This window comes from Larsenimonas suaedae (genome assembly GCF_023712105.1).
Taxonomy (GTDB): domain Bacteria; phylum Pseudomonadota; class Gammaproteobacteria; order Pseudomonadales; family Halomonadaceae; genus Larsenimonas; species Larsenimonas suaedae.
This window is the reverse complement of the sequence record NZ_JAMLJI010000001.1, coordinates 560193-586166: the sequence shown is the minus strand read 5'-3', so window position 1 is coordinate 586166 and position 25974 is coordinate 560193. Positions and strand designations below refer to the sequence as shown.

Below are 25974 nucleotides of genomic sequence, written 5' to 3'. Positions count from 1 at the left end.
GAATGTCGCTGTTTGAATTTCTGGATGAAACCACCTCGATGGCCGGCCGTCTGGCGCTTGGCATCGAGTATGCGGGGCACCGCTATATGGGCTGGCAGCGGTTGAACCACGGCCCTTCCGTGCAGGAGGCGGTTGAAACCGCACTTTCCAAGATCGCGGCGGCGCCTGTCACCGTCATGTGCAGCGGCCGAACCGATTCCGGCGTGCACGCCACCCGTCAGATCGCGCATTTCGATGCCCCGAGTCCTCGAAGCGAAAAGGCGTGGATGATGGGCGCCAACGCGCTGTTGCCGCGGGATATCACGATTCACTGGATCCGGCCCATGCCGGAGGACTTTCACGCCCGCTTTTGCGCCCTCGGCCGACGGTATCGCTATGTGATCTACAATCGGGCCTCGCCGCCGGCGCTTGAGCATGAACGAGTGACCTGGCACCGGACGCCGCTCGATCATCAGCGCATGCATGAGGCCGCCCAGGCTCTGATTGGCGAGCACGATTTTTCCGCCTTTCGCGCCTCGAGCTGCCAATCGATCACGCCCTGGCGCTTTCTTCATCATGTAAATGTTGAGCGTCATGGCCCGCTGGTAGTGATCGACATTCAGGGCAACGCGTTCCTGCACCACATGGTCAGAAATATTGCCGGTGTGTTGATCGCCATCGGTGAGGGCAGCCAGCCGGTTGGCTGGGCGAAACGCCTGCTCGATGGCCGGGATCGCACACTCGGCGGTGTGACCGCCCCCGCAGACGGCCTTTATTTCGTCGACAGCTGTTACGACCCCCGTTTTGACCTTCCAAGCGAACCGCTGGGACCGAGCTTTCTCTGGCACACCGGGGAGTGGAGCGGTGAGCGCGCGGTGCCGGTCAACGCAATTACCCAACAACGTCTGGAGCGCTCATGAACCGATGCCGGGTCAAGATATGCGGGCTCACACGCCCAGAAGATGTTCGACTGGCCGTCGAGTACGGCGCTGACGCGCTGGGGTTCGTGCTGTGGCCGGGCAGCGCCCGAGCGATTACTCCCGAGCAGTTGGTGCGCCTGAGCGCCGAGGTGCCGCCGTTCGTTACGCGGGTGGGGCTGTTCGTGGATCAACCGGCCGATGTGATCGCGCAATGCATGCCGTATCTGGATCTTCTGCAGTTTCACGGCAGCGAACCTCCCGAGGCGTGCGAGGTCTATGGCAAGGCCTGGATCAAGGCGATTCGCATGAAGCCAGAGCTTGATCTTGAGGGCGAAATTGCACGCTATCAACGCGCGCAGGGCATTTTGCTGGACGCCTATCGCCCGGGCGTGCCTGGCGGTACCGGCGAGACGTTTGAGTGGTCGCGCGTGCCGAGCGCGCCGTCACGCCCGATCATTCTTGCCGGAGGGCTTACGCCGGATAACGTTGGCGAGGCGATTTCACGCACGAGCGTGTATGCGGTGGACGTCTCCGGTGGCGTCGAACAAGGCAAGGGCATCAAGTCGTCCGAGGCCATGCGCGCCTTTATTGAACAGGTGGGCCTGGCGGCGCAATATAAGGACGATTGAAATGCATGTCACCTCGCCTTGCGATACACTCTCGGCCTTGATCGCCCGGCAACGCTTTCGTCGTTTCGGGCCGATACCCGACTCACAGTGCCCGGCGCGAGCCGGGCGTTAACGGTTTGACTCTGAATACGGAATTCTTTGCATTATGAGCTGGCTGGATAAGATTGTTCCATCCATGGGGCGTACTCAGCGCGCTGATCGCCGAAACAATATTCCCGATGGGCTGTGGCACAAGTGCCCCAAATGCGAAGCCGTGCTCTATCGCCCGGAACTCGAACGTAACAGTAACGTGTGTCCCAAATGTGACCACCATCTGCGTCTGAACGCGCGCAAGCGTCTGTCCTGGTTTCTGGACGACGACAGTCGCGAGGAAGTGTCAGCGGATCTTGAACCGACCGACCGCCTCAAGTTCCGCGATTCCAAGAAGTACAAGGACCGCCTGGTCGCGGCCCAGAAGAGCACGGACGAAAATGACGCTCTGATTGTCATGAAGGGCACCCTCAAGTCGCTGCCTGTGGTCGCGGTAGCGTTCGAGTTCAACTTCATGGGTGGCTCGATGGGAAGCGTGGTGGGTGAGAAGTTCGCCCGCGCGGCAACCATCGCGCTGGAGGAAAATCGGCCCTTGATCTGCTTTGCGGCGAGCGGCGGTGCGCGCATGCAGGAGGCTCTTTTTTCACTGATGCAGATGGCGAAGACCTCCGCGGCGCTCGAGCGGCTTCGTGAAGCAGGGGTACCCTACATCTCTGTATTGACCGATCCAGTGTTTGGTGGCGTATCCGCCTCGCTTGCCATGCTGGGGGATCTGAACGTGGCCGAACCCAATGCCCTGATCGGCTTTGCTGGGCCCCGTGTCATCGAACAGACCGTTCGTGAAAAGCTGCCCGAAGGATTCCAGCGCAGTGAGTTCCTGCTCGAGCACGGCACCGTGGACATGATCGTTCATCGCCGCGAATTGCAGCGCCGCCTTCACAATGCGCTGGCGATTCTGACCAACTCACCTGCGGCATCCGCCGACGAGGAGAGTGACGAGGACGCGCCGCTGGCCGATGCCCAGTTTTCACCCAAAAGCGGTGATGCGAGCTAAATCGCGATGAGCCAAACCAAGACGCTTGATCAGTGGCTCGTTGAACTCGAGCGCAATCATCCGGTGGCGATCGATCTGGGGCTTGAACGCATTGAGCCCGTGGCCCGCCGCATGGGGCTCTTTGACGGCAAGATTGCCTCGAAGGTCATCACCGTTGCCGGTACCAACGGCAAGGGCTCGACCGTTGCCATGATCGAGGCACTGGCGCTGTCGCACGGTCTTGGCTGCGCAAGCTATACCTCGCCCCACCTCTTCAAGTACAACGAACGTGTTCGGCTCGATGGCGCACCGGTCGACGATGCAACGCTTGTTATGGCGTTCGAATGCGTTGATGCCGCACGTGATGGCATTAGCCTTACGTACTTCGAGGCCGGAACTCTTGCAGCACTTCATGTGTTCAAGACGCGCGCGCCCGACATCGCTGTATTGGAAGTGGGGCTTGGAGGCCGGCTCGATGCGGTCAACATCATCGATCCCGATGTTGCCGTGGTGACGACCGTGGACCGCGATCACGCGGCGTTTCTCGGGACCGACCTCGAGCAGATTGGTCTTGAAAAGGCCGGTATCTTGCGCAAGGGCGCCCCGGCGGTGCTTGGAAGCAAAACGCTTCCGGCCTCGGTTGCCCGTTACGCACAGACGCTGGGTGCCGCCCCCGTTTATCAACTCGAGTCCCAGTTCAGACGTACCGACGCCGATGAGCGGGGGCGCTGGCACTGGCAGGGCCTTGATCGTCACGGCGAACGTCTTGGGCTCAGTGAGCTGATCGACCCAGGCCTGCCGCTTGATAACGCCGCCACGGCCCTACAGGCCTTCTCACTTGCCCACGAGCCCTTGAGTGCTGACGCCATCGCTCAGGCTCTTGGCCGTATTACGCTGCCTGGACGGATGCAGTGGCTCGAGCGTGGCGGTCGGCGGTGGTGCCTGGATGTGGCGCACAACCCTCATGCCGCTCGTTATGTAGCCGGCCAGCTTGTGAGGCAGCCCGGCCCGCGTCTTGGGGTATTGGCCATGCTTTCGGATAAGGACGCCGCCGCGGTGGTGGCCGAACTTGAGGGCGTGATCGATGGCTGGATACTTGCAGGCCTTGATGGCGATCGGGCACGCACCGGCGATGAGCTTGCCGAGGTGGTTCGTGCCAGTGGGGCTCGGGTAATCGGCACCCATGATGACGTCTCGAGCGCGATCGCGTCACTCTCGGTATCTAAGGGGGCTGACGAATTCGAAGCCGCGTCGGTTCTGGTCTGTGGCTCGTTTTTCACGGTGGCCGAGGCATTGACGGCATTGGGCCATGAACGCATCGGACAGTAACGAGGTGAGCGCGAAGGCGCTCACCTCGTTTTTTGACAGGTGAAGGAGAACCAATGAAGTACGGTAAACGAGAACGTATTATTGGCATTGTGGTCGTGGTGGCGCTCGGCGTCATTTTCCTGCCGATGCTGTTTGATAAGCCCGAGCCCGAGGGCAGCAGCTCAGAGCCGGCGCTCACCATCGAGCAGCCCATCTCGACCGATCAGGACACCTCGACGGTAGACGAGCCGAGCTCACCCATCGAATCCGACACTGCGCCCGAGAGCGACCCTGAGTCGACGGGTCGATTCGATAACGGCAGTGCCATGCTCGGTGGCTCATCGGGCGGCGATGATGCCCTTGACGGCCAGCAGTTGCCATCACCGTCGGAGCAGCCCTCTGAGCCCGCGTCCGAGTCTCGTGAGCCTGATCCCGAGCCTGCGCCCCAGCAGGCACCTGCGCCGTCCAAGCCGGCCCGCAGTGACGTGCAAACTTCCGGGCAATCCTCGGCGCCTGCGCCAAGCAACACACAAAAGAACGCGCGGGACGAAGATCCGATTCTTAAAGCCGCCCGTCAGGGGTCGGATGGCAGTGGCACGCCGGCGCGTGCGAGCGAAAATGGCGGATGGGCCGTGCAGTCGGGCAGTTTCGGCAAGAGCGATAACGCAACTCGGCTGGCCGATCAGCTCAAGGAAAAGGGCTTCCCGGTCTATACGCTGTCCCGCAATGAGCTGACCGTGGTGCTGGTCGGACCGTTTGAGACCAACGAGCAGGCCGAGCGCGCCAGCACCCAGCTTCAGCAACAGGCCAACATCAAGGGACTGGTTGTTCGTCGAAAGGGCAATGAATGACGTGGACGTGGGTTGATTGGGCCTTCGCCGGTGTGCTCGTTTTATCGGTATTGAACGGGCTGGCCCGGGGGTTCATTCGTGAAGGTCTTGGTTTTCTGGCCTGGGGCGGTGCGCTGTTTGCGGCGCGCTTCTTTGCAGGCCCTGCCGGCGAGGTCTTTCAGAGCTATATCGCAAGCCCGGAGGTGCGGCTTGCCGTCGGCTTCGTGCTGGTGGTGTTCGTGGTGATCGTTGCCTCCGGCATGATCATTCGCGTGCTCGACTCGGTGGTCGAGTGGGTCGGCATGGGCCGATTCAACCGGTTGCTGGGTGGCTGTGTCGGGTTTTTAAAGGGCGGCGCCATCGTTATTCTGGTGGCTTCTGTTGTCGGATTGACCCCCTGGCGTCATGCGCCGGCCTGGCAGGATTCCCAGCTTCGCCCAAGCGTTGCCAAGGCGCGCGATGCGGTCATGCAGCACTGGGAAAACTGGGCCGCCGACCGCCGCGCCGATGAACTCGACAAGCAGGCGCCCCTCGACGCAGGGGCGTGATTTTTTGTGTTTCTGCACGCCGATTCGGCGTGGCCGATGACTTTATAGTGAGGATATTCTGATGTGCGGTATCGTCGGCCTTATGGCCAACTCCATGGTCAATCAAGCGCTCTATGATGCGCTGACGGTGCAGCAGCATCGCGGTCAGGATGCCGCCGGGATGATGACCTGGCATGAGGGCCGTTTCTTCTTGAGAAAGAGTAACGGCCTGGTTCGCGATGTGTTCCATACCCGTCACATGAAGCGATTGCAGGGTAATCTCGGCATCGGCCATGTGCGCTATCCAACCGCAGGCTCGTCGTCCGAGGCGGAGTCCCAGCCGTTCTACGTCAACTCCCCCTACGGCATCGCGCTGGTACACAACGGCAACCTCACCAACTCCGACCAACTGGTCAAGGAGTTGTTCACGACCGACCTTCGCCACATCAACACTCGCTCCGATTCCGAAGTGTTGTTGAACGTTTTTGCCCACGAGCTTGGAAAGCAGGGGCATCGCCTGCAGGCAGCGGACATCTTTGACGCCGTACGTCGGGTTCATCGTCGGTGCCGGGGCGGTTACGCCGCCACCGCCATCATCAATGACCTCGGGCTTGTCGCGTTTCGTGACGTCAATGGCATTCGTCCGGTCGTGGTCGGTCGTCGCAGCTGCAACAACGGCCCGGATGAATACATGATCGCCTCCGAATCGGTGGCGCTTGATGTGGCTGGCTTCGAGCTGATTCGTGATCTGGCGCCGGGCGAGGCGGTCTTTATCGATAATGACCGCAACTTCCACAGTCAGGTCTGCTCTGACGATGCCCGTCTTCGCCCGTGTATTTTCGAGTACGTCTATCTTGCACGGCCGGATTCCATCATGGACGGTGCCAACGTGTACTGGACGCGCATGCGCATGGGTGAAAAGCTCGGGCGCAAGATCGAGCGTGAGTGGGGAGAGCATGGCATCGATGTCGTCATTCCGATTCCGGACACCAGCCGGACTGCGGCGCTTGAGCTTGCGCAGTATCTGGGCGTCAAGTACCGCGAAGGCTTTACCAAGAACCGCTATATCGGCCGTACTTTCATCATGCCCGGGCAGACCCAGCGCAAGAAATCGGTACGTCAAAAGCTCAATGCGATGGATATCGAATTCGACGGCAAGAACGTGCTTCTGGTCGATGATTCCATCGTGCGCGGCACCACCTGTGAAGAAATCATTCAGATGGCGCGGGAAGCCGGGGCGAAGAACGTCTACTTTGCATCCGCGGCCCCTGCCGTGCGCTATCCCAATGTCTATGGCATCGACATGCCGGTGGCCATGGAGCTTATCGGCCATGGCCGTACCGATCAGGATGTCTGTGAATTGATCGGTGCCGACCGTCTAATCTATCAAGACCTCGAGGATCTGAAAGACGCCTGTCGCGAGATCAATCCCGAGCTCGAGGCCTTTGACTGCTCGGTATTTGACGGCAACTACGTGACCGGCGATATCGATGGGGATTATCTGGCACGTCTTGAGGCCAGCCGCAGCGACGCCGCCAAGCAGGCCGGTGCCGGAAGCTCGGCGGTGGTCGAGCTTCATAACGACATTGAAGAGATCGAGTGATCGATTTCGGCCGGCGCCTTCTGCGCCGGCCTTTGTTTATCAGGGCCCATCTTACGTAGCCCGTATATCACTACCTGTTTTTTGAAAAAACGTACTTGCCAACAAGTGCGTATAACCGACGTGCCTGATTCGGGGAGGCAGCAACAATGAATGACGAAACGCATCAGTGGCGGCTCGAGACCATGGCGGTGCGCGGTGGCCATGAGCGTACGCAGGAACAGGAGCACAGCGAGGCGATTTTCACGACCTCGAGCTTCGTCTACGAAAGCGCCGCTGAAGCCGCGCGCAAGTTCTCGGGCGATGAGCCGGGCAACGTCTACTCGCGGTTTTCAAACCCGACCGTTCAGACGTTCGAACGGCGCCTGGCGGCCCTTGAAGGCGGAGACCGTGCGGTCGCCACCAGTTCCGGCATGGCGGCGATCCTGTCGCTGTCGCTGGGGCTTTTGGAAGCCGGCGATGAGATCGTTGCCTCCCGGTCGCTGTTTGGCACCTCGATTCGTCAGTTCAACAACTTTCTGGCGAAGTTCGGTGTCACCACCCACTATGTGCCGCTTTCAGACCTTGAGGCCTGGAAGGCCGCCGTATCGCCGCGCACCAAGCTGTTCTTTGCCGAAACGCCGTCGAATCCGTTGCAGGAGCTGGTGGACATTCCGGCGCTTGCCGACATCGCGCATGAGCATGGCATCAAGCTTGTGATCGATAACTGTTTTTGCACGCCGGCACTTCAAAAGCCGTTGGCGCTTGGCGCGGATCTCGTCGTGCACTCGGCAACCAAGTTTCTGGACGGCCAGGGGCGCGCAGTCGGGGGCGCGGTCGTCGGCGATCACGCGACCCTTGAAGAAATCTATCGCGTGAACCGCACCTGTGGCCCGTGCATGAGCCCGTTCAACGCCTGGATCTTCCTGAAAGGGCTTGAGACGCTCTCACTTCGGATGAAGGCGCACTGTGAAAACGCGATGGGGCTTGCAACCTGGCTCGAGGCGCATCCGGCGGTGGAGCGCGTGCATTATTCAGGGCTTTCACACCACCCGCAGCACGACCTTGCAGCACAGCAGCAGTCCGGCTTCGGGGCGGTGCTCGGGGTTGAGGTCAAAAACGGTCAGGAAGGGGCGTGGGCGGTCATCGATGCAACGAAAATGCTGTCGATCACCGGCAATCTGGGCGATACCAAGACCACGATCACCCATCCGGCTACTACCACGCACGGGCGGCTGTCTCAGGACGAGCTTGCCAGTGCGGGCATTACACCGGGCCTCATCCGCATCTCAGTCGGCATCGAAGCGCTAGAAGACATTCAAGCCGATCTCGCACGCGGGCTCGACCGGCTTTAATCCTGGCTCCAGGTTGAGCTTTATGTCGGGCTCAGGCGCGCTTATTCAGGCGCGCCTGTCCACCACGTCTCCCAAAACGGCGGATCACCGACCGTTTCCTGCATGCATTCGATGAAACGCCGCGTCTTTTGCGGCAGATAGCGCCTGTGCGGATAGACCAGTTGAATGGCGGGCGCATCGGAGAGCGTGAGCGCCGGCAGGAGCGGCACCAGCCGACCGTCCTTCAACTCTTCACTGACGTGAAACAGCGACGCCATCGAGTAGCCCACGCCTGCAAGCACTGCCTGTTTCAGGACTTCAGGGTCATTGGCCTTGATCTTGGGGTGAAGGCGTACCCGCCGTTCCAGTCCATCGGTTTGATCAATGTAATGAAGCCGGTCCAGTTCAAAGCCGTCACGTGAATAGATGGCGGCTGGAAGTCCGATCAATTCATCGAGCGTGCCTGGTGCGCCATGACAGGCGATAAAGCCAGGGCTTGCACAGAGAATGCGCTTGTTACGCGCCAGGGGACGGGCGATCAGATTCGAGTCATCGAGCTGAGCGATGCGAATGCCAATATCGAATCCGCCGCCAATCAGGTTGACCGGCGTGTCATCGAGTTGAAGATCCACATGCATGTCAGGGTAGCGTTTCAAATACAGGCGCAGGCCCCGAGTGACATGGAGTCGCCCGAAATGTACCGGGCACGTAATGCGAAGAGTGCCTCTGGGTTCTTCCTGATGGGCTCTGACCACATCACCGGTTTCATCGAGCGCTTCTCGAAGCTTGAGCGCGCTCTGATAGATTTCGCGACCGATGCCGGTCAACGCGACGCTTCGTGTCGAGCGGTTGAAGAGCTGTACCTCGAGCTCTCGTTCGAGCGCGCGAATCTGCTTGGAGATGACCGAGCGATTGACGTGGCGCCGTTCGGCCGCAGCGGTGAAGCTGCCGGCATCGACCACATCCAGAAACAGCAGTAATCGTGTGCTGCGATCCATGGTAAGCACGCCTGATTGTTGCCCTTAAGGCACATTAATAGTGCCGGCGGGTCTGTGGTTCGAAAATTGTTAGTGCCCTAACATAATTCGTACAGCACGGGCGACGCGTCTGATAGCGACGCGCCACGCTTCGTCTCACTCGAATTATTAGGGGAATACTATATGAAAACCGTACCTGCATTGATCGTTTCAAGCCTTTTTCTCGCGGCCACAGCGGGCCAGGCGCTGGCCTCCACCGTGATCGACGGGCAACAAACCAGGCTGAGTACACCTCATCAGTTCGACAAGGTTGAGGTACTTGATGCCGGGTGGAGCAATACCCACCTGATTTCCCAGGGCCACCCTGACCGGTTTCTTCTGCACGTCAGTCATCCGCAGGCCATCGCGATCAAAAGCGTGCCCTACGCCGGCGATACGCAGTCAAGCTACCGCATCACCGCCAAGGTCTACGATCAAAAGCACCATCTGGTCGCAGCGGCCACTCCAAATGGCCAGGGCAACTTTGCGTTGACTCAGTCACTTGATGCCGGGGATTACCTGATCAAGGTGCACGGGCTCAGCTTCGATCACGACAACGCAACCGATGCCAACTATCAGCTCCAGGTCGATTATCTTTAAGTCGAACGGTTATGTCGTAATAATTAACGCGCTACCATTACGGGTCTGATGAAATGCCGCTATGAGTCGATAGCGGCATTTTTTGGTGAATTCAGGAGTCGATTTTGTCTAGCGCATCAACAACCAATTCTTCCATGGGCCGAACCCTCTGGGCCCAGACCTGGCCAATGGCCATCGGCGTGATGTCGCTTCTAGGGTTCAACCTGGTCGACAGTCTGTTCGTTGCACGGCTCGGTACCCAGCCTCTTGCCGCTCAATCCTTTACCTTTCCCGTCTCGTTTATCGTCATTGGCCTTCAGGTGGGTATCGGCATTGCGGCGGCGGCCCTGATTTCTCGTGCCCTTGGACGAGGCGATGAGCCTCGCGCCTGCCGTCTGGGCGGCGTCGTGATCGTCGGGGGTGGCGTTTTGCTGGCGCTGGTGTTGCTGCTGCTCTGGCTTGCAAGCGATGTCATCTTTCCGTTGATGGGTGCGGAGACATCGCTGCTGGGTGAGATCAAGGCGTATTGGGGGCCATGGCTTGTGACCAGCTGGGTCGGGGCCATGCTCTATCTGGGCTACAGCCTGTTTCGGGCGCATGGGCGCACCAAGTTTCCGGGACTGATGATGGTGGTGACCAGTCTGATCAACCTGGTGGTCGATCCGATCCTGATCTTTGGCTGGGGCCCGATACCAAAGTTTGGCCTGGTGGGGGCCGCCTGGGCGACGATGATCGCCTTTGGGATCGGTGCGCTGTTCGTGTTCATGCGCCTTTTCAAGCACGCCTGGCTCAAATGGGAAGGGCTTCTTGACGAGCTGTCCCGTTCCTGGCGTGAGTTTACCGGTATTGCCGGGCCCGCGATGATCAGTCAGTTGATGCCCCCGCTCGCGGCGCTCGTAGCCACCTCGATCGTTGCCACCGAGGGCAACGCCGTGGTCGCGGCCTGGGGACTTGCCAATCGGCTCGAAAGCTTTTCGATTCTAGTGGTGCTCGCACTCACCATGTCGCTGCCGCCCTGGCTCGGGCGATGTTATGGGGCTGGCCGCTGGAGCGAGATTCGTGCGCTGATGATGTTGAGTTTCAAGGTGATTGTCGCGTGGCAGCTGGTGCTCGGCGCGGTGCTGGCGGTGATGTCGCCATGGCTATCACACTGGATGGCCAGCGACGACGCGGTCAGTGAGGCGCTGAACATCTTGATGGTGTTCATGCTGCCAAGCTACGCGTTACTCGGTATTTGCATGATTGTGGTCTCGGCAAGCAATGCCCTTGGATGGCCTCGACGTGCAATGATGATTGCCTTCGCGCGTCTGTTTGTCTGTTATCTGCCGTGTGTCGCCCTCGGGGCCTGGCTTTATGGCACGCTGGGCATCGCGATTGGCGCAGCGCTTGGTAACGTGCTGGCGGGGATAATGGCGGGCTGGGTTTTCTACCGTGGCCTTGAGCAGCGCGTTCAACGCGCGGCAGCAGCCGGATGAAAACCGCGCCGCACATCGTGTGCGGCGCGGTTTTGAGCGTGTGACTTATTTCACGACGGTGGCGATTGCCTTTGCCACGTAATCAAGCACGTCATGGCTCAAGCCGGCAACGTTTGCACGGCCTGAGCGCACCATATAGATGCTGAACTCGTCTCGCAGCCGGTCGACCTGTTCAGGCGTCAGGCCGGTGAAGGAGAACATGCCGCGCTGCTGTTCGATGAACCGAAAGCGCTCCTCGAGTCCGTAGGGCGCCATCGCCTTGACGAAGTTGCGACGCAGGCTGTTGATGCGCTGGCGCATTTCGTCGACTTCCCCCAACCACTGAACGCGAAGGGCATTGTCGTTCAGGATGGTGCTCACGATCGCGCCGCCGTGTGCCGGTGGGTTCGAGTAGTTCTCGCGCGCGGTGATGGCTGCCTGTGAGCGTACGTTTTCCATCTGCTCCTGATCCTTCGCGATCAGAATCAATGCACCGGTACGTTCACGGTAGATGCCGAAATTCTTCGAGCATGAGCTTGTGATGATCACTTCATCAAGCGATTCAGCCAGAAGGCGCACGCCGTAGGCGTCGTCATCTAGGCCATCGCCAAAGCCCTGGTAGGCGAAATCGATTAGCGGCAGAAGGTTGCGCCGGCTAATGATTTCGAGCACCTGCTGCCATTGAGCCTTGCTCAGATCGAACCCGGAGGGGTTATGACAGCAGGCGTGCAGCAGAACGATATCGCCTTCTGGAATGGTTTCGAACGTCTCGACCATGCCGTCGAAATCGAGCGTGTTGTCGGCGCTGACGTAGGGGTAGCTCTTACGCTCAACGCCTGCGGCGTCGAAAATGCCGAGGTGGTTTGGCCAGGTCGGGGCGCTCAGCCAGATGGCCTTGCCCGGAAGGTTGGCCTTGATGAAATCCGCCGCAAGGCGCAGGGCACCGGTGCCGCCCGGTGACTGAGTGAGGCTTGCGCGGTTGGCCTCAAGCACCGGCGAGGTTTCGCCAAGCACCAGCGAGAGTACGGCGCTGCCGTAGGCTGGGTCGCCGTGGGAGCCGATGTAGCTTTTGGTGGTTTCGCTGCTTAAAAGGCGCTCTTCGGCGATCTTGACCGATTCGAGCACCGGCGTATTGCCGCTGGCATCACGATAGACGCCGACGCCGAGATCCACCTTGTTGGGGTTGGTGTCTTTCTTGAACGCATCGATCAACCCAAGAATTGCATCGCCCGGAACGCGTTCTATCTGCTCAAACATGCGAATGCCAAAGCCTCATCAGTGTATTCAGAAATAGGGCGTCAACGCCCCCGGAAAATTAATCATAACGTGTCGGTTTACCCCTCGCACTATCGATCGCTAAATTCACGGCGATCAGGCGGGGCGGTGTATTTACTGGCATAAAGTGAGTGTGCAAAGCATCATGGGGGCTCTAGTAATGACTCGGGATAGGAGCGCTCTACCGTGATCGATATGGAAGGATTCGACCAGATGAGTCTGGGGATGCAGCTGGCCTTGATGAACCGAGGGTGGCGTGCGGCGGTCGACAAAGCGATGGAGCCGCTTGGGCTGACTCAGGCGCGCTGGATCGCGTTGTTGCATCTGTCTCGGTTGGGTGAGGGCACGACCCAGTCAAGTCTTGCCCAGCACATCGGCATCGAGTTGCCTTCATTGATGCGAACGCTCGATTGTCTGGAAAAGCAGGAGCTGATTCGCCGCGAGCGGTGCGACAATGATCGGCGAGCCCGTACCATCTGCTTTACCGAGGCGGGAAAGACCACCATGGCGGCGGTGCAGGGGCGGGCTCAGGATGTCCATCGTCACCTGCTGGCCGGATTCAACGACCAGGAAATCGAGCAATTGACCTCAATGGTGTCTCGCATTGCCGCCAACGCCGTCTCGATCATTGACGAGTCTGGAGACACTACGACGTCCGATTTTTCCCGTCTGAATGCCGAGCAGTAGGTGGCCAAATGTGTGTGTTCCAGGGGCAGTGATATGGGATTGGCACCTGCGCCGGGTTTCATGGGCCTCTGGGCTCTGTACCTGCCGCATCAGCATGTTTCTGAAGCCACATTCAATGGCAAATAAACGTCAGTAAAAAATGGACCGAACGTCAGAAAAGAAATGAACCAGCTGCCTTTCCGGGCAGAACCGATTATTTCCTATCAAGGAGCGCACCATGAACGTGATTATCGATCTCTGCGTTGTGCCGATGGGCGTCGGCGTCTCCGTCTCCGAGTATGTGGCGCTGTGTCAGCGTGAAATCGAGCGGGCCGGGCTTGTGCATGAGATGCACGCGTACGGCACCAATATCGAGGGGGAGTGGGATGAGGTGATGGCGGTGGTCAAGCGCTGTCACGAGGTGGTCCATGAGGCGGGCGCCCCCCGAATTACCACCACGATGAAGCTGGGCACTCGAGTTGATCGTGAACAGAGTCTTGCCGATAAGGTCTCGAGCGTGTCACGCAAGCTCGCGCCCTGATCATCCGCTTATAAAAGCGCCGACCGTCGTGAAAAAGGGCACCTGTGGGCGCCCTTGCGTTAAACGAGGTGAACTCAGGAGCAGCGGATGGTCCAGGTTACCTTATAGCCTTCGCCCTCACTGCTGGCGGCGGTGAGGTCGGTGTCCTCGCTAATGGTGGCGTTATCCGGCAGTGCTCCTTGGCTTGCGCCATCGCCGGAGTGCGGCGGCTCTTCGCGCTGTTCAATCACGGTGTAGGCGTCCTTATCCTCCTGGGCCTGGCAATACTCCTGCGCACGTTCACGCGCACCCTCGATGGCCGCCTCGCGGTCTTCATCGACCGATACCACCGTGTACTGCGCGGATTCGCTTTTGACCACACTGGTTGAGGGACCACAGGCGCTCAATGTGGCGGCGCCGGCAATGAGTACACCGGCCATGAGCGAACGCGTGAGGGTCGATTTCTTCATTGGACATCACTCCCTGATATCAAAAAAGGCTACAACGGCGTTGGCGAGCCGCGCTCGGTTTCTTCGACGCTGAGCAACCAGTTCGGACTCTGTTCGCTCAGATAGCTGGTCAACGAACTTAGCAGCTGCCCGCCCTGGCGCCAATAGTGCCAGTACATGGGCACGATGATGGGTGAAGGGGTTTCAATTTCGACCAGCGCTCCCGACTCAAGATGTGGCCGGGCCTGATGCTCGGGAAGCAGCGCGTAGCCAAGTCCCGCGACCGTCATCTGAACCACGCCTTGGGATGAAGGGCACATGTGGTGTGGGAACGGCGGCGCGATGTGGTATTGCGCAACCATGCGATGGTGGAGTCGATCATCCGGGCCAAACACGATGCCCGGCGCTTCTGACAGGCTTTCGGCGTTCAGACCTTCCGGGAAATGCCGCTCTATGAACCTGGGTGTGGCCACAGCCATGTAGCGCATGCCACCAAGCGAGACCACGCGAGCGCCTTGCACGGCCCTTGGGGTCGAGCATAAACAGGCGGCGACTTCGCCATCACGCATGCGCTGAAGCGCCGTGGTTTGATCCTGCACTACAAGATCAAGAAGTACGCGATGTTCCTGATTGAATGGGCCGATGGCGAGCGGCCACCAGGTGGCAAGGCTATCGGCATTGAGTGCGATGCGAAGTCGCTGCTCATCGGTACCAAGCGAGGGCACGATATCGATCAGGTCGTACTCGAGCAAACGCACTTGCTGGGCGTGATTTAACAGTCGCTTGCCAAGTGCGGTGGGGCCAAGCGTCGGGGAGCGCACCAGGACCGGTTGGCCCAGGCGCGCTTCAAGAAGCTTGATGCGCTGAGAAACGGCCGACTGGGTCAACCCCAGGTAATTGGCGCCCCGTTCGAACCCGCCCTGATCGATAACGGCACTGAGGGCTTCAAGAAGTTTGTAATCAAGCATTAGATTAGGTTATGCGTTCTAGTAGGCATGAGTTTATGTAATGGTATATGAGAGCCTTGGTGCGTGCCAGCGCTCTCGATCAGCCAATCTGGATACGGCCCTCGGCGTAGCGCACGTTGCCGACCGAGCGCGTGGCGAGAAAGTACCCCAGCGACAGCGTGCCAACGCGGCCAAGCAGCATGGTCACGATCAGAATCATCTGGCCTTCGCCGCTCAGTTCGCTGGTGATGCCTCGAGAGAGGCCGACGGTGCCGAAGGCGGACACCGTTTCGAACGCCAGATCGAGAAACGATTGTCTGGGTTCGCTGATGCTGAGTCCGAACAGCGCCAGAAAGATCAGCATGACGCCGCTGAAGGCGACTGCGACAGCCTTGAACACGATTTCCTGGCGGATGCGACGACTGAAAATGACCGGCTCGGTCGAGCCACGAAGAAAGGCGCGCGCGGTCAACAGCAAGACTATAAACGTGGTCAGCTTGATGCCACTGGCGGTTGACCCCGGGCCTCCACCGATGAACATCAAAAGCATGGTCAAAAGGGCGCTCGGTGTCCCAAGGGCTGCGGTATCGAGCGTATTGAAGCCCGCGGTTCGGGGGGTGACTGCCTGAAACCACGCCGCCAGCACTCGATCGAACGTACTGTCGAGTCCACCAAGCGTTGCGGGGTTGTGCCATTCAAGCAGCCCAAACAAGAGCGTTGCCACGACGTTCAGTCCAACGGTTGCGTAGACGATCAATCGCGTCTGCATGGACCAGGGCGTGTTCTTTTTATGGCCGATGATTTCCTGAATCACCGCGAAACCCAGGCCGCCGATGATAAATGCCCCTGAAATGCTCAGTGTGACAATCGGTGAGCTGACGTATTGGCTGAGGCTGTCGCCCCAGAGCGCAAAGCCTGCGTTATTGAACGCCGAGACCGAATGAAAGAGGCTGAGCCAGAGACCGGATGACCAGCCGAATTCCGGCACCCAGGCGGTTGCAAGAAGGGCAGCGGTGACAAGTTCGATGAACAGCGCAAACCCGACCACGAGACGAACCAGATGAAACAGATCGTTGAACGAGGACTGATTGAGCGCCTCCCGAACGATGTTCTGGTGTTGAAGCGGCATCTTGCCGCCGAGCATCACAAGCGTCAGTGCGGCAAAGGTCATGAATCCGATGCCGCCGAGCTGGATCAGGGTCAGTAGGATCAGCTGCCCCCAGAGCGTCATGTCCTGGCCGACATCAATGACGCCAAGCCCGGTGACGGTAACGGCCGATGTTGCGGTGAACAGTGCCTCCATCCAGGTCAAGGGCACCGTTGTACTGATGGGCAGTTTCAATAGGGCAGCGCCGATCAACGCAAGCAGTACAAAGCCGCTTAACAGCACAATCGGCGGATTGAGCTTGACCGCACGTCGGCGCAGGCGCTGAAACGGTCGGTGTGGGCGAGACAGTCGGGTCATGAGGTGGACGCCTGAAGCCGGTGTTGTAGGGTCGGTTTCCTGTGATCGAGGTATCGGCGGCCGATCAGAGCTTGTCGCCGAAATGGCGCAGCACGTCCAGATCGCCGATCAGGACCAGGTGATCGCCTGCGTGCAGTGCGGTCGAGGCGCTTGGCGTGCAGTCGAGCTGGCTGCCCTGTTTGATGGCAACCACGGTTGCCTGCTTGTCACTGAAGCCCAGCTCGCCAACGGTTGTGCAGCGTTTGACGAGTCGCTCGGTCAGTTCGACCTCGACCACGTACTGCTGATCGCCCAGGCGGATGAAATTGACCACGGCGTGATAGCTCAGGCTCTCGGCAACGCGAATGCCAAGATCGTATTCGGGGTGGACGATGCGGTCTGCGCCGATGTAGCTCAGAAGTTTGTGGTGATCGTCATTGAGCGCCTTGACCCACAGTTCCTTGACCTCGAGCTCCTTCAAATGAAGGGTCGTCATGATGCTGGCCTCGATACTGTCGTCGACATCGACCAGGACAGCGCTGAATTCGCTGAGATTGAGTTCGCCAAGCGCCGTTTCATCGGTCGGGTCGGCGATGACCGCTCGGGTGATATGCTCGGCGATCTTGTTGACCCGTTTTTCATCACGGTCGACACCCAGCACTTCGTGGTTTTGACGATGAAGTTCGAGTGCGACGGTGGAACCGAAGTACCCGAGTCCGATAATAGCGAATTGACGACTCATGAAACCCCTCGATGTGACTGTGAATCGGATAGATCGCGTAAAGTGGTACCCATGTAGAGTGGACGCGTGGCATCAATGTATCGCACCGGGTGCATTGCCGCGATAAAATGCGCCGCCTTACACGTCCAGTCGCTGGATCAATGACCTTACCAACATGAGCAAGAGACATGAGTGAATCGGCCACAACGACCCAGTGGGTCGGGCGCTGGGGATTTGTGCTCGCCGCGACCGGCTCCGCCGTCGGGCTTGGCAATATCTGGAAATTTCCGTACATGACGGGCGAATACGGCGGGGCGGCGTTCGTGCTGGTCTACCTGGTCTGTATTCTGTTGATCGGCCTTCCATTGATGATGGCGGAAATTACGCTTGGCCGGCGTGGCCGGGGCAGTCCCGTGGATGCGGTCAAGGCAGTTGCCCGTGAATCGAACCGAAGCTCGCTGTGGTCGATCGTCGGCTGGATGTCGATGATCAGCGGATTTCTGATTCTCTGCTTCTATGTGGTGGTGGCGGGGTGGGCGCTGTCCTACGTCTGGAAGGCAATCAGCGGCGGCTTCGGCCTCGGAAGTGTGGAGGCCTATGAGGCCCTGTTTGGCGCGACGAACGCCAACCCCTGGAGCCTTGGCGGCTGGAGTACGCTGGTCATCGTCATTACGCTTGCCATTGTTGGCAAGGGCGTGCAGGAAGGCATCGAAAAAAACGTCAACTGGATGATGCCTGGCCTGGTTATTTTGCTGGGCATCATGATCGGCTATGGGGTATTTTCCGGCGGCTTCGGTGATGGTGTGCGCTTTATGTTCGCCTTTGATCCCGAAAAGCTGACCGCCGGCGCCATGCTTGCAGCACTTGGCCATGCCTTTTTCACCTTGAGTCTCGCCGCCGGTGCGATCATGACCTACGGGTCATACCTGCCGGCTAAACGTTCGATCGCGCGAACCAGCATGTTGGTGGCCGCCTGTGACACCGTCATCGCGATGATGGCAGGGCTTGCGATCTTCCCGGTGATCTTCGCCAACAACATGGATCCTTCCTCCGGTCCCGGCCTTATCTTCATGAGCCTGCCGCTGGCGTTCGATCAAATGCCCTTTGGTGGAGTCATCGCGCTGATCTTTTTCGTGATGCTCTCTCTTGCGGCGCTGACGTCCTCGATTTCAATGATCGAGGCAACGGTTGCCTTTCTCGAGCGCCACACCGGCGCCAGACGTTCGGTGCTGTGCGCGTGGGTCGGGGTGGTTTTATGGATTATCAGTTTCTTTGCCATGCTGTCGTTCAACCTTGGCGCCGGGTGGACGCTTGCAGGCAAGACCGTGTTCGATTGGCTGGATTTCCTGACGTCTCGCTGGCTGATGCCACTGGGCGGCCTGCTGACAGCGCTGATGGCCGGCTACGTCTTCAAGCGCTCGGTGATCAAGGAAGAGGTCAATCTTTCCGGGCTGGGCTGGGTTCTATGGCAGTTTGCCTTGCGAGCGATCGTGCCGGTCGGCATTACGCTGGTCTTTCTGGACGCCCTCGGCTGGCTTGACTTCAATCTTGCCGAGCAGTGGTACTACGTGGTCGCGGCCGTGTTGGGGATCGCTGCGTTGGGCGAGCTGATGACGCGTGTTAGACGTACGTAAGCGACGCGGTGTCTGAAAACGAACGCCTGCAAAAAACGCGCGTAAATAAAAAGCCCCGGTATCGGGGCTTTTTTCGTTCGTACTTTTACGCTCATTGGCCGCTGATGGCCCACCGGGTCGAGACCTTTGTGTTGATCTCGATCAATCCCGGGGAAAGGTCCAAATCACTGGCCTTGGCCATGCGGGCTTCGCTCATGTAGCTTCGCATGGGGCCCACCGAGGGTGTCTGGGCATCGACGTAGGTCATCGCGCCAAGTTCGAGCTTGCCTGACTTGGCGATGGCCGATGCTTTCTGGCGCGCCCGCTCGACCGCCTTGGAAAGTGCCTCGAGTTCGAGCGTCTCACGCTGGCTGCTGTCAAACGTTGGCGGGCTCAGTCGGTCTACCTTGGCATCGAGGAGCAGGCTGACAACCTTCGAGAGTTGATCCAGCTGGTCGAGTTCGATGCCGATTGGCCGTGACAGCACCATCCGGCTCTGGGGCGTTTCATCGTTGCCTCGGCTTTGCTGCTGCTGATGAATTGTGAGCGTGCCGGCTGATAACGCCTTGCTATCAAGACCGAATGCGTTTAACTGCTTCATCAGGCGGTTTGAGCGCTCGGTCAGCCGCTTGCGTGCCGATTGGAACGCCTGTTCCGTCGGAGTGTCTGACGTGGCGTAAGGCGTCGTCTCCTGTAGCTCCGCCTGAAGCGTTGCCTTGTCCGGTACGGTGTTAACGGATGCACTGGCGCTGACATCGATGCCGGTTGGCTGGGGTGCATCGACCGCCAGCGCGGGCAGGGGAAGCAGGCATAGCGCGATGACGCTGCAGGCGTTACGGTATATACGCATAGGGTCTCCCTAAAGGTAATGGTCACATCGTTGTAACCTGTAATTTAATGTGACGAAATATTGTGGGTTACCGGTTTCAGCACACTTTTATGTGTCGAACAGTGTTACTTTTAGTAGTGCATGAACAGGGCCATGTACAGTCATGCATTACGAAAAGAGAAAATGCATAACCACGGCATTGGAGTAGCATAAGAGTACGATGTTGATGAAAACGATAATCGATTACATATCTAAAAAGAAATCGTACAAAGTCTGTGTGTTGGTGATGTCGCTCCTGTCAGGGGCTATCAGTGTCGGCGCCTCTCAGGCGCAGGCGGCGTCCAATGCGGATTCCTCGTCCGCCATGTCGATACCGGATACCAAAACGTTTACCCTTCACAACGCATCCGATCAAGCGTATTCGATCATGACGTACGTGCCGGATGTAAAGGCACCTCCAGGTGGTTTTCCGGTTATTTATCTGCTCGATGGCAATGCGACCTTCCCGATCGCTGTCGAGGCATTTCGACTACAGCAGGCCGCGGCCCACGGTGGCTTGCCCGCAGCCGTCATCGTCGGCATCGGGTATCCGCACGCCGACCCCTTCGATATGGTGCGCCGGGCGCACGACTATACGCCCATGCCGGCTCCGGGCGAGCGCACCTCGGTGACGCGTGAGGGGAAGCCGGTGGCCTACGGCGGTGCCGAGCGGTTCTATCGCTTTATCGAGCAGACACTGAAGCCCACCATCGAGTCCCGTTATCCGATCAATACCCAGCGTCAGGCGCTGTTCGGGCATTCCTACGGCGCATTGTTCGCGCTGACCACCTTGTTTCGCCACCCCGATGCCTTTCAGCAGTACATTGCGGCGAGCCCGTCGCTCTGGTGGGGCAATGGTGTCATGGAACAGCTTGAGCAGGCGTTTACTCCCAAGGCGATCGATGCCACCAACCCGGTGCGGGTACTGCTCACCGTAGGCGAGTACGAGCAGGCGCTGTCCCCGTCGGAGCGCAAGGAGGCCAACGCCAGTGAAGTGGCCGCCCGCCGACGTGAACATCAAATGACCAACAACGCCAAAGCGCTCGCTCAGCGCCTCAACATGCTTGATACTAAACGGCTCAGTGCGACCGCGATCGTCTTTCCGCAGGAGTATCACCGTACCGTGTTGCTTGTTGCATTGAATCGCGCCTTGCACTTTATCCTGTCGCCGGATGCCGGCTAAAGCCACAAAACGTTCAGGACATACATGATCATGAGGTATTGTTTCGGCCTGTGCATGGCCGTTTTTTTTATACTGCTGACGCCTTTGAAGGTGTGGGCGTTGGACGTAACTGACGTGACCGGGCGCCATGTATCGCTTGAGGCGCCTGCCAAGCGGGTGATTCTTGGCGAGGGGCGTAACGTCATTGCGCTGTCGCTACTTACGCCGCAGCCAAGCGATGTACTGGTTGGCTGGGGCAGTGATTTCAAGCGCTACAAGAACATCTACCGGCGATTCACCGAGGCACTGCCCAAGCTCGAAACGATTCCGACGGTCGGCAGCGGGCAGGGCGCATCAGATCTTTCTGTTGAAAAGATCATTTCCCTGCGCCCGGACGTGGTCATCCTGAGCCGCTCACAGACGCCGCCATCGGAAAATACCTTGCTCGAGCGCCAGCTCGAGGCCGCCGGCATCACGCTGGTCTATGTGGATTTTGCAACCGACCCGGCCCAGGATACGCTCAAGAGCCTTCAAATCATGGCCAAGCTGATCGGTCGTGACGCCGAGTATGAGCGGTTTGCCACGTTCTACCGGGCCAAGCGACAGGAAGTCGCGACACTTGCTGAAGGCATTGATCCGTCTACCCCCAAACCGCTGATCTTTTTAGAGGCTCACGCCGCGGGCATGCACGCCTGCTGTTACTCACCGGGCGATGGCAGCTTTCAGGGGTTCATCGATCTAGTGGGTGGCGAGAACCTAGGGGGGCGGACCCTCAAGGGCAAAAGCGGTCTCTTGACGCCTGAATATATTCTTGCAAGCCAGCCCGACATCTACATCGCCACCGGCGGCTCCTATCTCGAGGGAACGCCCGGCATGGTGCTCGGCCCGTTCGAACCGATCGAGAAAGCGCGTGCCTCGCTCAAGCGCGTGACCAGCCGAGACGCAATCGCTCAGCTGGCGGCGGTCAAGCATCACCGCGTCCATGGGCTTTATCACCACTTGATCAATACGCCGTACAACATCGTTGTCCTCGAGCTTCTGGCCAAATGGATTCATCCCGACGTGTTTGGTGAGCTCGACCCTACTGCAACGCTTGACGCCATCAATAAGAAGTTTGCGGCAGTGCCGCTGACGGGCAGTCTCTGGATCGATGATCCGAGCGATACGGACGCGTAAGCGCGCTCAGTAGTCGATCCCCCGGCGGGCCTTCAGCCCATGATTGAAGGCGTGCCGGGTTTCCTGCATGTCGGTAATGGTATCGGCCACGCCCATCAAGTCTCGGTGGGCGTTGCGCCCGGTAATGATCACCGTCTGCTCCCTGGGCCGATGGGCAAGTGCCTCCAGCACCACATCAATCTCCAGATAGCCGAACTTGAGCATGTACGTGATCTCATCGAGCACGACCAGGTACATGTTGGCATCCGAAAGCATTGCCTCGGCCTGCTGCCACACCGATTGACACGCCGCGCGGTCAGCGTCGCGGTCCTGTGTATCCCAGGTGAATCCGGTGGCCATGGTCACCACGTGCAGGTTTGAATCCTCCTCGAGGCGGTTGCGCTCACCGCACTCCCACGTGCCTTTTATGAACTGAACCACACCGCAGGTATAGCCATAGCCGAGCGCTCGAGTCACCGTGCCCCAGGCGGCGGTAGTCTTGCCCTTGCCATTGCCCGTATTTATAAGAATCTGACCCCGCTCTTCATCGGCGGACGCGACACGTTCATCGACGCGCGCTTTCAGTTTTTCCATCGCGCGTTTGTGGCGGTGGTTTCGTTCATCACTCATGACGATCTCTCCTTGAACGACGTCGGGCCCTGATTGACATCAGGGCCCGACGAGCACGTGGTTAACGGTAAACGCGGCCTTGGTGTTACAAGGATAAAAACAGCCCGGCAAGCGAGGCGCTCATCAGGTTTGAAAGCGTCCCCGCCATGACGGCTTTTATACCAAGACGCGCGATGTCGCCTCGGCGGTCGGGCGCCATGACACCCAGCCCGCCCATCAAAATGGCAATGGAGGATAGATTGGCAAACCCGCACAGCGCAAAGGTCACGATCGCCTTGCTGTGTTCAGACAGCGCCGTACCGATGTCGGTGAAATTGGCAAAGGCCACGAACTCGTTGAGGATGATTTTTTGACCGATAAAGCTGCCCGCCGTGACGGCTTCATGCCAGGGCACCCCGATCAGGAAGGCAAGCGGGGCAAAGCAGTAGCCGAGAATCTGTTGAAGCGTCAGGTCCTCGAAGCCGAACCAGCCGCCGATGCCGCCAAGCAGGATGTTGGCAAGCGCGATCAGGCCAACGAACGCCAATAGCATGGCGCCGACGTTGAGCGCGAGCTGCAGGCCGGCACTGGCGCCTTCGGCGGCGGCATCGATCACATTGGCGGCGTCATCCTCCATCTTGCCGTCGAGGTTTTCCAGATCCTGTTTGGGCGTTTCGGTTTCGGGAATGATCAACTTGGCCATCAAGAGACCGCCAGGCGCTGCCATGAACGAGGCGGCGATCAAGTAGTTCAGATCGACCCCCATGGCGGCGTACCCGCCCAGTACCGAACCGGCAACACTTGCAAGGCCGCCACACATGACCGCAAACAGCTCCGAGCGGGTCATGTTGTTGACGAACGGTCGAACGACCAGTGGCGCCTCGGTCTGACCGACGAAGATGTTCGCTGCCGCCGACAGCGACTCCGGACGGCTGGTGCCAAGCACTTTTTGCAGAAACCCGCCGAGGATCATGATGATCCAGCGCATGACGCCCAGGTAGTAAAGCACGGCAATCAGGGAGGAGAAGAAGACAATAAAAGGCAGTACGCGGAAGGCGAAGATGAAGCCGCCGCCGCCGAAAAGCTCGAACATCTGGTCCGAGACCAGGCCGCCAAAGACGAACTCGATGCCGGCCTGGCTTGCGTCCATTACGTTCTGAACGCCGTTTGACATCGCCAGCAGCACGGTCTTGCCGGCAGGGGTATAGAGTACGAACATGCCAAGGCCTGCCTGAATGGCAAACGCGCCCAGAACGGTTCGGTATTTGATGGCCTTGCGGTTTTCGCACAATGCAAAGGCGATGACCAGTACGGTAATGACACCGACTAGGCCCATGATGGCGCCCATAGCGTTTCTCCACAGCTGTTGTTTGTTGTTGGTGTGGTAAATGCTGTCGGCCTCGACAGCATTTACGTACCTTACTCGACGCGTCGTGTGTCTGGCGAGCGCTGTCTCTCTACACGGTTTCCGCGGGTTTGCGGCGCTCCATTTCCGGCGAGTCCGGCAGGATCAGGCTCACGAGTCGATCACCGGCCTTGGGCGCGAGCGCTGAACCGGCCTGAGCCACGCGCAGCTTGCCCTGTGCCGACAGTACAAACAGCGGTATCAACCGGCCGCCATGGGCAGCTTCGTAGTCGGCCATGCTGAAGTTGTCGGTGATGCTTGCCGTTCGCACTTCGCCGCCGTGGGCGATAAGGCTTGCAAGCTTTGCGTAGGACGCTTCCTGATCGAACAGCAGCGGCAGGTGCCCGAGCGCCTTGTCCTGCTGACGCTTGGCCTGCTTGCCGGTATCTTCAGACAGTCGAAACACGTTGCCATGGCCCAGGATGTGCTCGAAGTGAAGCCCGGCCAGGTTATTGAGTTCGCGGTAGGGCGAGAGCGGCAGCAATCGGCCGATGCCGGTCAATTCAAGATGCTGAATGGCGTGCTCCGACAGCGGATTGCCATAATAGACCGGAAGCCCTGCCATGCGCGCCTCCTGCACGGCGTCCCAGCTTGTGTCCGTCAGACGAACGGTAAAACCGAGATCGACCAGCACGCGTGCAATGGCGCGCGCGACCGGGTTGGCGCCGAGAATCAGAAACCCGGTAGGGGGCGGCTCGCTGACCTTGAGCAGACGAACGATGGGCTGAGACAGCAGGCTTTGAATGACGACGGTGCCGATAATGACAAGAAACGTGATCGGCACCAGCGTTTCGGCGCCTTCGACACCGGCCTTTTCAAGCTTGATCGCAAACAGCGAGGCCACGGCGGCGGCAACGATTCCGCGTGGCGATAACCACGCAAGCAGCGCCTTCTCGCGCCAGTTGAGACCGCTTCCAATCGTGCAGACCCAGACCGACAGCGGTCGGGCTACCCACATCAAGATCGCGAGCATCAGCCAGTAGGGCCACGTCAGCGCCATGAGCTGCTCGGATGAAATGCGCGCGGCAAGGAGAATGAAAAGCCCCGAGATCAAAAGAACCGAGAGGGTTTCCTTGAACTCGATGATCGGCGCGGTAGGGACACCGCGCATGTTGGCAAGCCAGATGCCGAGCACGGTCACCGTCAAAAGCCCGGACTCTTCGAACAGGGTGTTCGAGGCCGCGAACAGCGCAAGCATCACCATCAGGGTACCGAAGCTGTGAAGCTTCTGCGGCAGCCAGTAATTGCGAAGGACACGCCCCCAGATATAGCCCCCGACGCCGCCGACGCCGAAACCGAGCCCAATCGTTTTCGCAAAGAGAAGCAGCGTGTGCGAGGCGGCGCCGTTATCCTGGCCGATCGCGACAAACTCATACACCAAAACCGCAAGCAGGGCACCGATCGGGTCGATCAGGATGCCTTCCCAGCGAAGGATCTGAGTCAGGTTTCCCTTGGCGCGCAGCGTTTGTAGAAGCGGGGTGACGACGGTCGGCCCTGTCACGACCAGCACGGCGCCGGCCACCGCCGCGATTTGCCATGACACGCCCAAAAGCCAGTGCGCGGCGGCGGTACCGATCAGGCCCGTCACCAGCACCCCCCAGGTGACCAGTCGGCTCACGGTATGGCCGTGGCCTCGAAGGTCCTTGTAGTCAAGCGTCAGACTGCCCTCGAACAGGATGACCGCCACGGACAGCGACACCAGCGGAAACAGCAGGTCGCCCAGCAGCTCATCAGGTTTCAAAACACCGCTGGCTGGCCCGATCAGAAGGCCGGCGATCAAAAGGGGGAGGATGGCCGGCAGACGCATCTTCCAGGCAACCCACTGGCACACCAGTGCCAAAAGTCCGATCAGGGACAGATAGAGTGCAGCATGTTCCATTCAAGGGCCCCGGCGAGTGATGGCTGAATTGCAAGGATGGCTG

At 59.3% G+C, this 25974-nt stretch carries 25 protein-coding genes; 15 read left to right on the top strand and 10 right to left on the bottom strand.

The window, feature by feature from the left end:
• Nucleotides 1–2: 2 nt before the first annotated feature.
• The 8 genes from truA (at nucleotide 3) to NAT49_RS02755 (ending at nucleotide 8190) form a co-directional block, all read left to right on the top strand.
• Complete coding sequence (truA, locus tag NAT49_RS02790) at nucleotides 3–899, top strand: tRNA pseudouridine(38-40) synthase TruA (protein ID WP_251590145.1); 897 nt, start codon at nucleotides 3–5, stop codon at nucleotides 897–899.
• On the top strand, nucleotides 896–1528 hold the full coding sequence (locus NAT49_RS02785; protein ID WP_251590144.1) for a phosphoribosylanthranilate isomerase: 633 nt from the start codon (nucleotides 896–898) through the stop codon (nucleotides 1526–1528). Before truA ends, NAT49_RS02785 begins: the two co-directional genes overlap by 4 nt.
• A 145-nt stretch (nucleotides 1529–1673) precedes the next feature.
• Nucleotides 1674–2612, top strand: coding sequence for an acetyl-CoA carboxylase, carboxyltransferase subunit beta (gene accD / locus NAT49_RS02780; RefSeq protein WP_251590143.1), 939 nt, complete (start codon nucleotides 1674–1676; stop codon nucleotides 2610–2612).
• A gap of 6 nt (nucleotides 2613–2618) precedes the next feature.
• Complete coding sequence (gene folC, locus NAT49_RS02775; protein ID WP_251590142.1) at nucleotides 2619–3920, top strand: bifunctional tetrahydrofolate synthase/dihydrofolate synthase; 1302 nt, start codon at nucleotides 2619–2621, stop codon at nucleotides 3918–3920.
• A 53-nt stretch (nucleotides 3921–3973) separates the two neighbouring features.
• A complete protein-coding gene (locus NAT49_RS02770; protein WP_251590141.1) occupies nucleotides 3974–4750 on the top strand; it encodes an SPOR domain-containing protein in 777 nt (258 codons plus the stop codon).
• Nucleotides 4747–5277, top strand: a complete 531-nt coding sequence (locus NAT49_RS02765) for a CvpA family protein (protein WP_251590140.1) — start codon at nucleotides 4747–4749, stop codon at nucleotides 5275–5277. The genes NAT49_RS02770 and NAT49_RS02765 overlap by 4 nt, the downstream gene beginning before the upstream one ends.
• 61 nt (nucleotides 5278–5338) lie before the next feature.
• Nucleotides 5339–6859, top strand: a complete 1521-nt coding sequence (gene purF / locus NAT49_RS02760; RefSeq protein ID WP_251590139.1) for an amidophosphoribosyltransferase — start codon at nucleotides 5339–5341, stop codon at nucleotides 6857–6859.
• Between the two features lie 146 nt (nucleotides 6860–7005).
• Nucleotides 7006–8190 carry an O-succinylhomoserine sulfhydrylase gene (locus tag NAT49_RS02755; protein ID WP_251590137.1) on the top strand — a complete coding sequence of 395 codons (1185 nt, stop codon included), beginning with the start codon at nucleotides 7006–7008 and terminating at the stop codon, nucleotides 8188–8190.
• A gap of 41 nt (nucleotides 8191–8231) precedes the next feature.
• On the opposite strand, the gene NAT49_RS02750 is transcribed toward NAT49_RS02755, so the two are convergent.
• Nucleotides 8232–9167, bottom strand: a complete 936-nt coding sequence (locus NAT49_RS02750; RefSeq protein ID WP_251590135.1) for a LysR family transcriptional regulator — start codon at nucleotides 9165–9167, stop codon at nucleotides 8232–8234.
• Between the two features lie 162 nt (nucleotides 9168–9329).
• On the opposite strand from NAT49_RS02750, the gene NAT49_RS02745 reads away from it, so the two are divergent.
• On the top strand, nucleotides 9330–9785 hold the full coding sequence (locus NAT49_RS02745) for a hypothetical protein (protein ID WP_251590134.1): 456 nt from the start codon (nucleotides 9330–9332) through the stop codon (nucleotides 9783–9785).
• A gap of 104 nt (nucleotides 9786–9889) precedes the next feature.
• A complete protein-coding gene (locus tag NAT49_RS02740; protein ID WP_309619157.1) occupies nucleotides 9890–11239 on the top strand; it encodes an MATE family efflux transporter in 1350 nt (449 codons plus the stop codon).
• Nucleotides 11240–11284: 45 nt separating this feature from the next.
• On the opposite strand, the gene NAT49_RS02735 is transcribed toward NAT49_RS02740, so the two are convergent.
• On the bottom strand, nucleotides 11285–12475 hold the full coding sequence (locus tag NAT49_RS02735) for an amino acid aminotransferase (RefSeq protein ID WP_251590133.1): 1191 nt from the start codon (nucleotides 12473–12475) through the stop codon (nucleotides 11285–11287).
• Between the two features lie 213 nt (nucleotides 12476–12688).
• Between NAT49_RS02735 and slyA the strand changes: the two genes are divergently transcribed.
• Both slyA and NAT49_RS02725 read left to right on the top strand, forming a co-directional pair.
• Nucleotides 12689–13180: a transcriptional regulator SlyA gene (gene slyA / locus NAT49_RS02730; RefSeq protein ID WP_251591919.1), complete on the top strand. Its 492-nt coding sequence runs from the start codon at nucleotides 12689–12691 to the stop codon at nucleotides 13178–13180.
• Nucleotides 13181–13397: 217 nt separating this feature from the next.
• Nucleotides 13398–13700 carry an MTH1187 family thiamine-binding protein gene (locus tag NAT49_RS02725; RefSeq protein WP_251590132.1) on the top strand — a complete coding sequence of 101 codons (303 nt, stop codon included), beginning with the start codon at nucleotides 13398–13400 and terminating at the stop codon, nucleotides 13698–13700.
• A 74-nt stretch (nucleotides 13701–13774) separates the two neighbouring features.
• On the opposite strand, the gene NAT49_RS02720 is transcribed toward NAT49_RS02725, so the two are convergent.
• The 4 genes from NAT49_RS02720 to NAT49_RS02705 form a co-directional block, all read right to left on the bottom strand.
• Nucleotides 13775–14149 carry a hypothetical protein gene (locus tag NAT49_RS02720; protein ID WP_251590131.1) on the bottom strand — a complete coding sequence of 125 codons (375 nt, stop codon included), beginning with the start codon at nucleotides 14147–14149 and terminating at the stop codon, nucleotides 13775–13777.
• Between the two features lie 29 nt (nucleotides 14150–14178).
• Nucleotides 14179–15096, bottom strand: a complete 918-nt coding sequence (locus tag NAT49_RS02715) for a LysR family transcriptional regulator ArgP (protein WP_251590130.1) — start codon at nucleotides 15094–15096, stop codon at nucleotides 14179–14181.
• A gap of 79 nt (nucleotides 15097–15175) precedes the next feature.
• Nucleotides 15176–16540 carry a TrkH family potassium uptake protein gene (locus tag NAT49_RS02710; protein ID WP_251590129.1) on the bottom strand — a complete coding sequence of 455 codons (1365 nt, stop codon included), beginning with the start codon at nucleotides 16538–16540 and terminating at the stop codon, nucleotides 15176–15178.
• A 64-nt stretch (nucleotides 16541–16604) separates the two neighbouring features.
• The gene (locus NAT49_RS02705) at nucleotides 16605–17261 is read right to left on the bottom strand and encodes a potassium channel family protein (protein ID WP_251590127.1); all 657 of its coding nucleotides are present in this window, start codon (nucleotides 17259–17261) and stop codon (nucleotides 16605–16607) included.
• A 167-nt stretch (nucleotides 17262–17428) separates the two neighbouring features.
• On the opposite strand from NAT49_RS02705, the gene NAT49_RS02700 reads away from it, so the two are divergent.
• Nucleotides 17429–18874, top strand: coding sequence for a sodium-dependent transporter (locus NAT49_RS02700; RefSeq protein WP_251590125.1), 1446 nt, complete (start codon nucleotides 17429–17431; stop codon nucleotides 18872–18874).
• Nucleotides 18875–18965: 91 nt separating this feature from the next.
• On the opposite strand, the gene NAT49_RS02695 is transcribed toward NAT49_RS02700, so the two are convergent.
• The gene (locus tag NAT49_RS02695; RefSeq protein WP_251590124.1) at nucleotides 18966–19703 is read right to left on the bottom strand and encodes an SIMPL domain-containing protein; all 738 of its coding nucleotides are present in this window, start codon (nucleotides 19701–19703) and stop codon (nucleotides 18966–18968) included.
• A gap of 265 nt (nucleotides 19704–19968) precedes the next feature.
• Between NAT49_RS02695 and NAT49_RS02690 the strand changes: the two genes are divergently transcribed.
• Complete coding sequence (locus tag NAT49_RS02690) at nucleotides 19969–20904, top strand: alpha/beta hydrolase (protein WP_251590122.1); 936 nt, start codon at nucleotides 19969–19971, stop codon at nucleotides 20902–20904.
• 99 nt (nucleotides 20905–21003) lie between these two features.
• On the top strand, nucleotides 21004–22059 hold the full coding sequence (locus NAT49_RS02685; protein ID WP_251590120.1) for an ABC transporter substrate-binding protein: 1056 nt from the start codon (nucleotides 21004–21006) through the stop codon (nucleotides 22057–22059).
• Between the two features lie 6 nt (nucleotides 22060–22065).
• Here the strand turns inward: NAT49_RS02685 and cobO are convergent, their stop codons facing one another.
• The 3 genes from cobO to NAT49_RS02670 form a co-directional block, all read right to left on the bottom strand.
• Nucleotides 22066–22668, bottom strand: a complete 603-nt coding sequence (cobO, locus tag NAT49_RS02680; RefSeq protein ID WP_251590117.1) for a cob(I)yrinic acid a,c-diamide adenosyltransferase — start codon at nucleotides 22666–22668, stop codon at nucleotides 22066–22068.
• 85 nt (nucleotides 22669–22753) lie between these two features.
• Nucleotides 22754–23995: a NupC/NupG family nucleoside CNT transporter gene (locus tag NAT49_RS02675; protein WP_251590116.1), complete on the bottom strand. Its 1242-nt coding sequence runs from the start codon at nucleotides 23993–23995 to the stop codon at nucleotides 22754–22756.
• A 109-nt stretch (nucleotides 23996–24104) separates the two neighbouring features.
• Entirely contained in the window at nucleotides 24105–25931 is a 1827-nt protein-coding gene (locus NAT49_RS02670) for a cation:proton antiporter (RefSeq protein WP_251590115.1), read from the bottom strand.
• Between the last annotated feature and the right edge of the window lie 43 nt (nucleotides 25932–25974).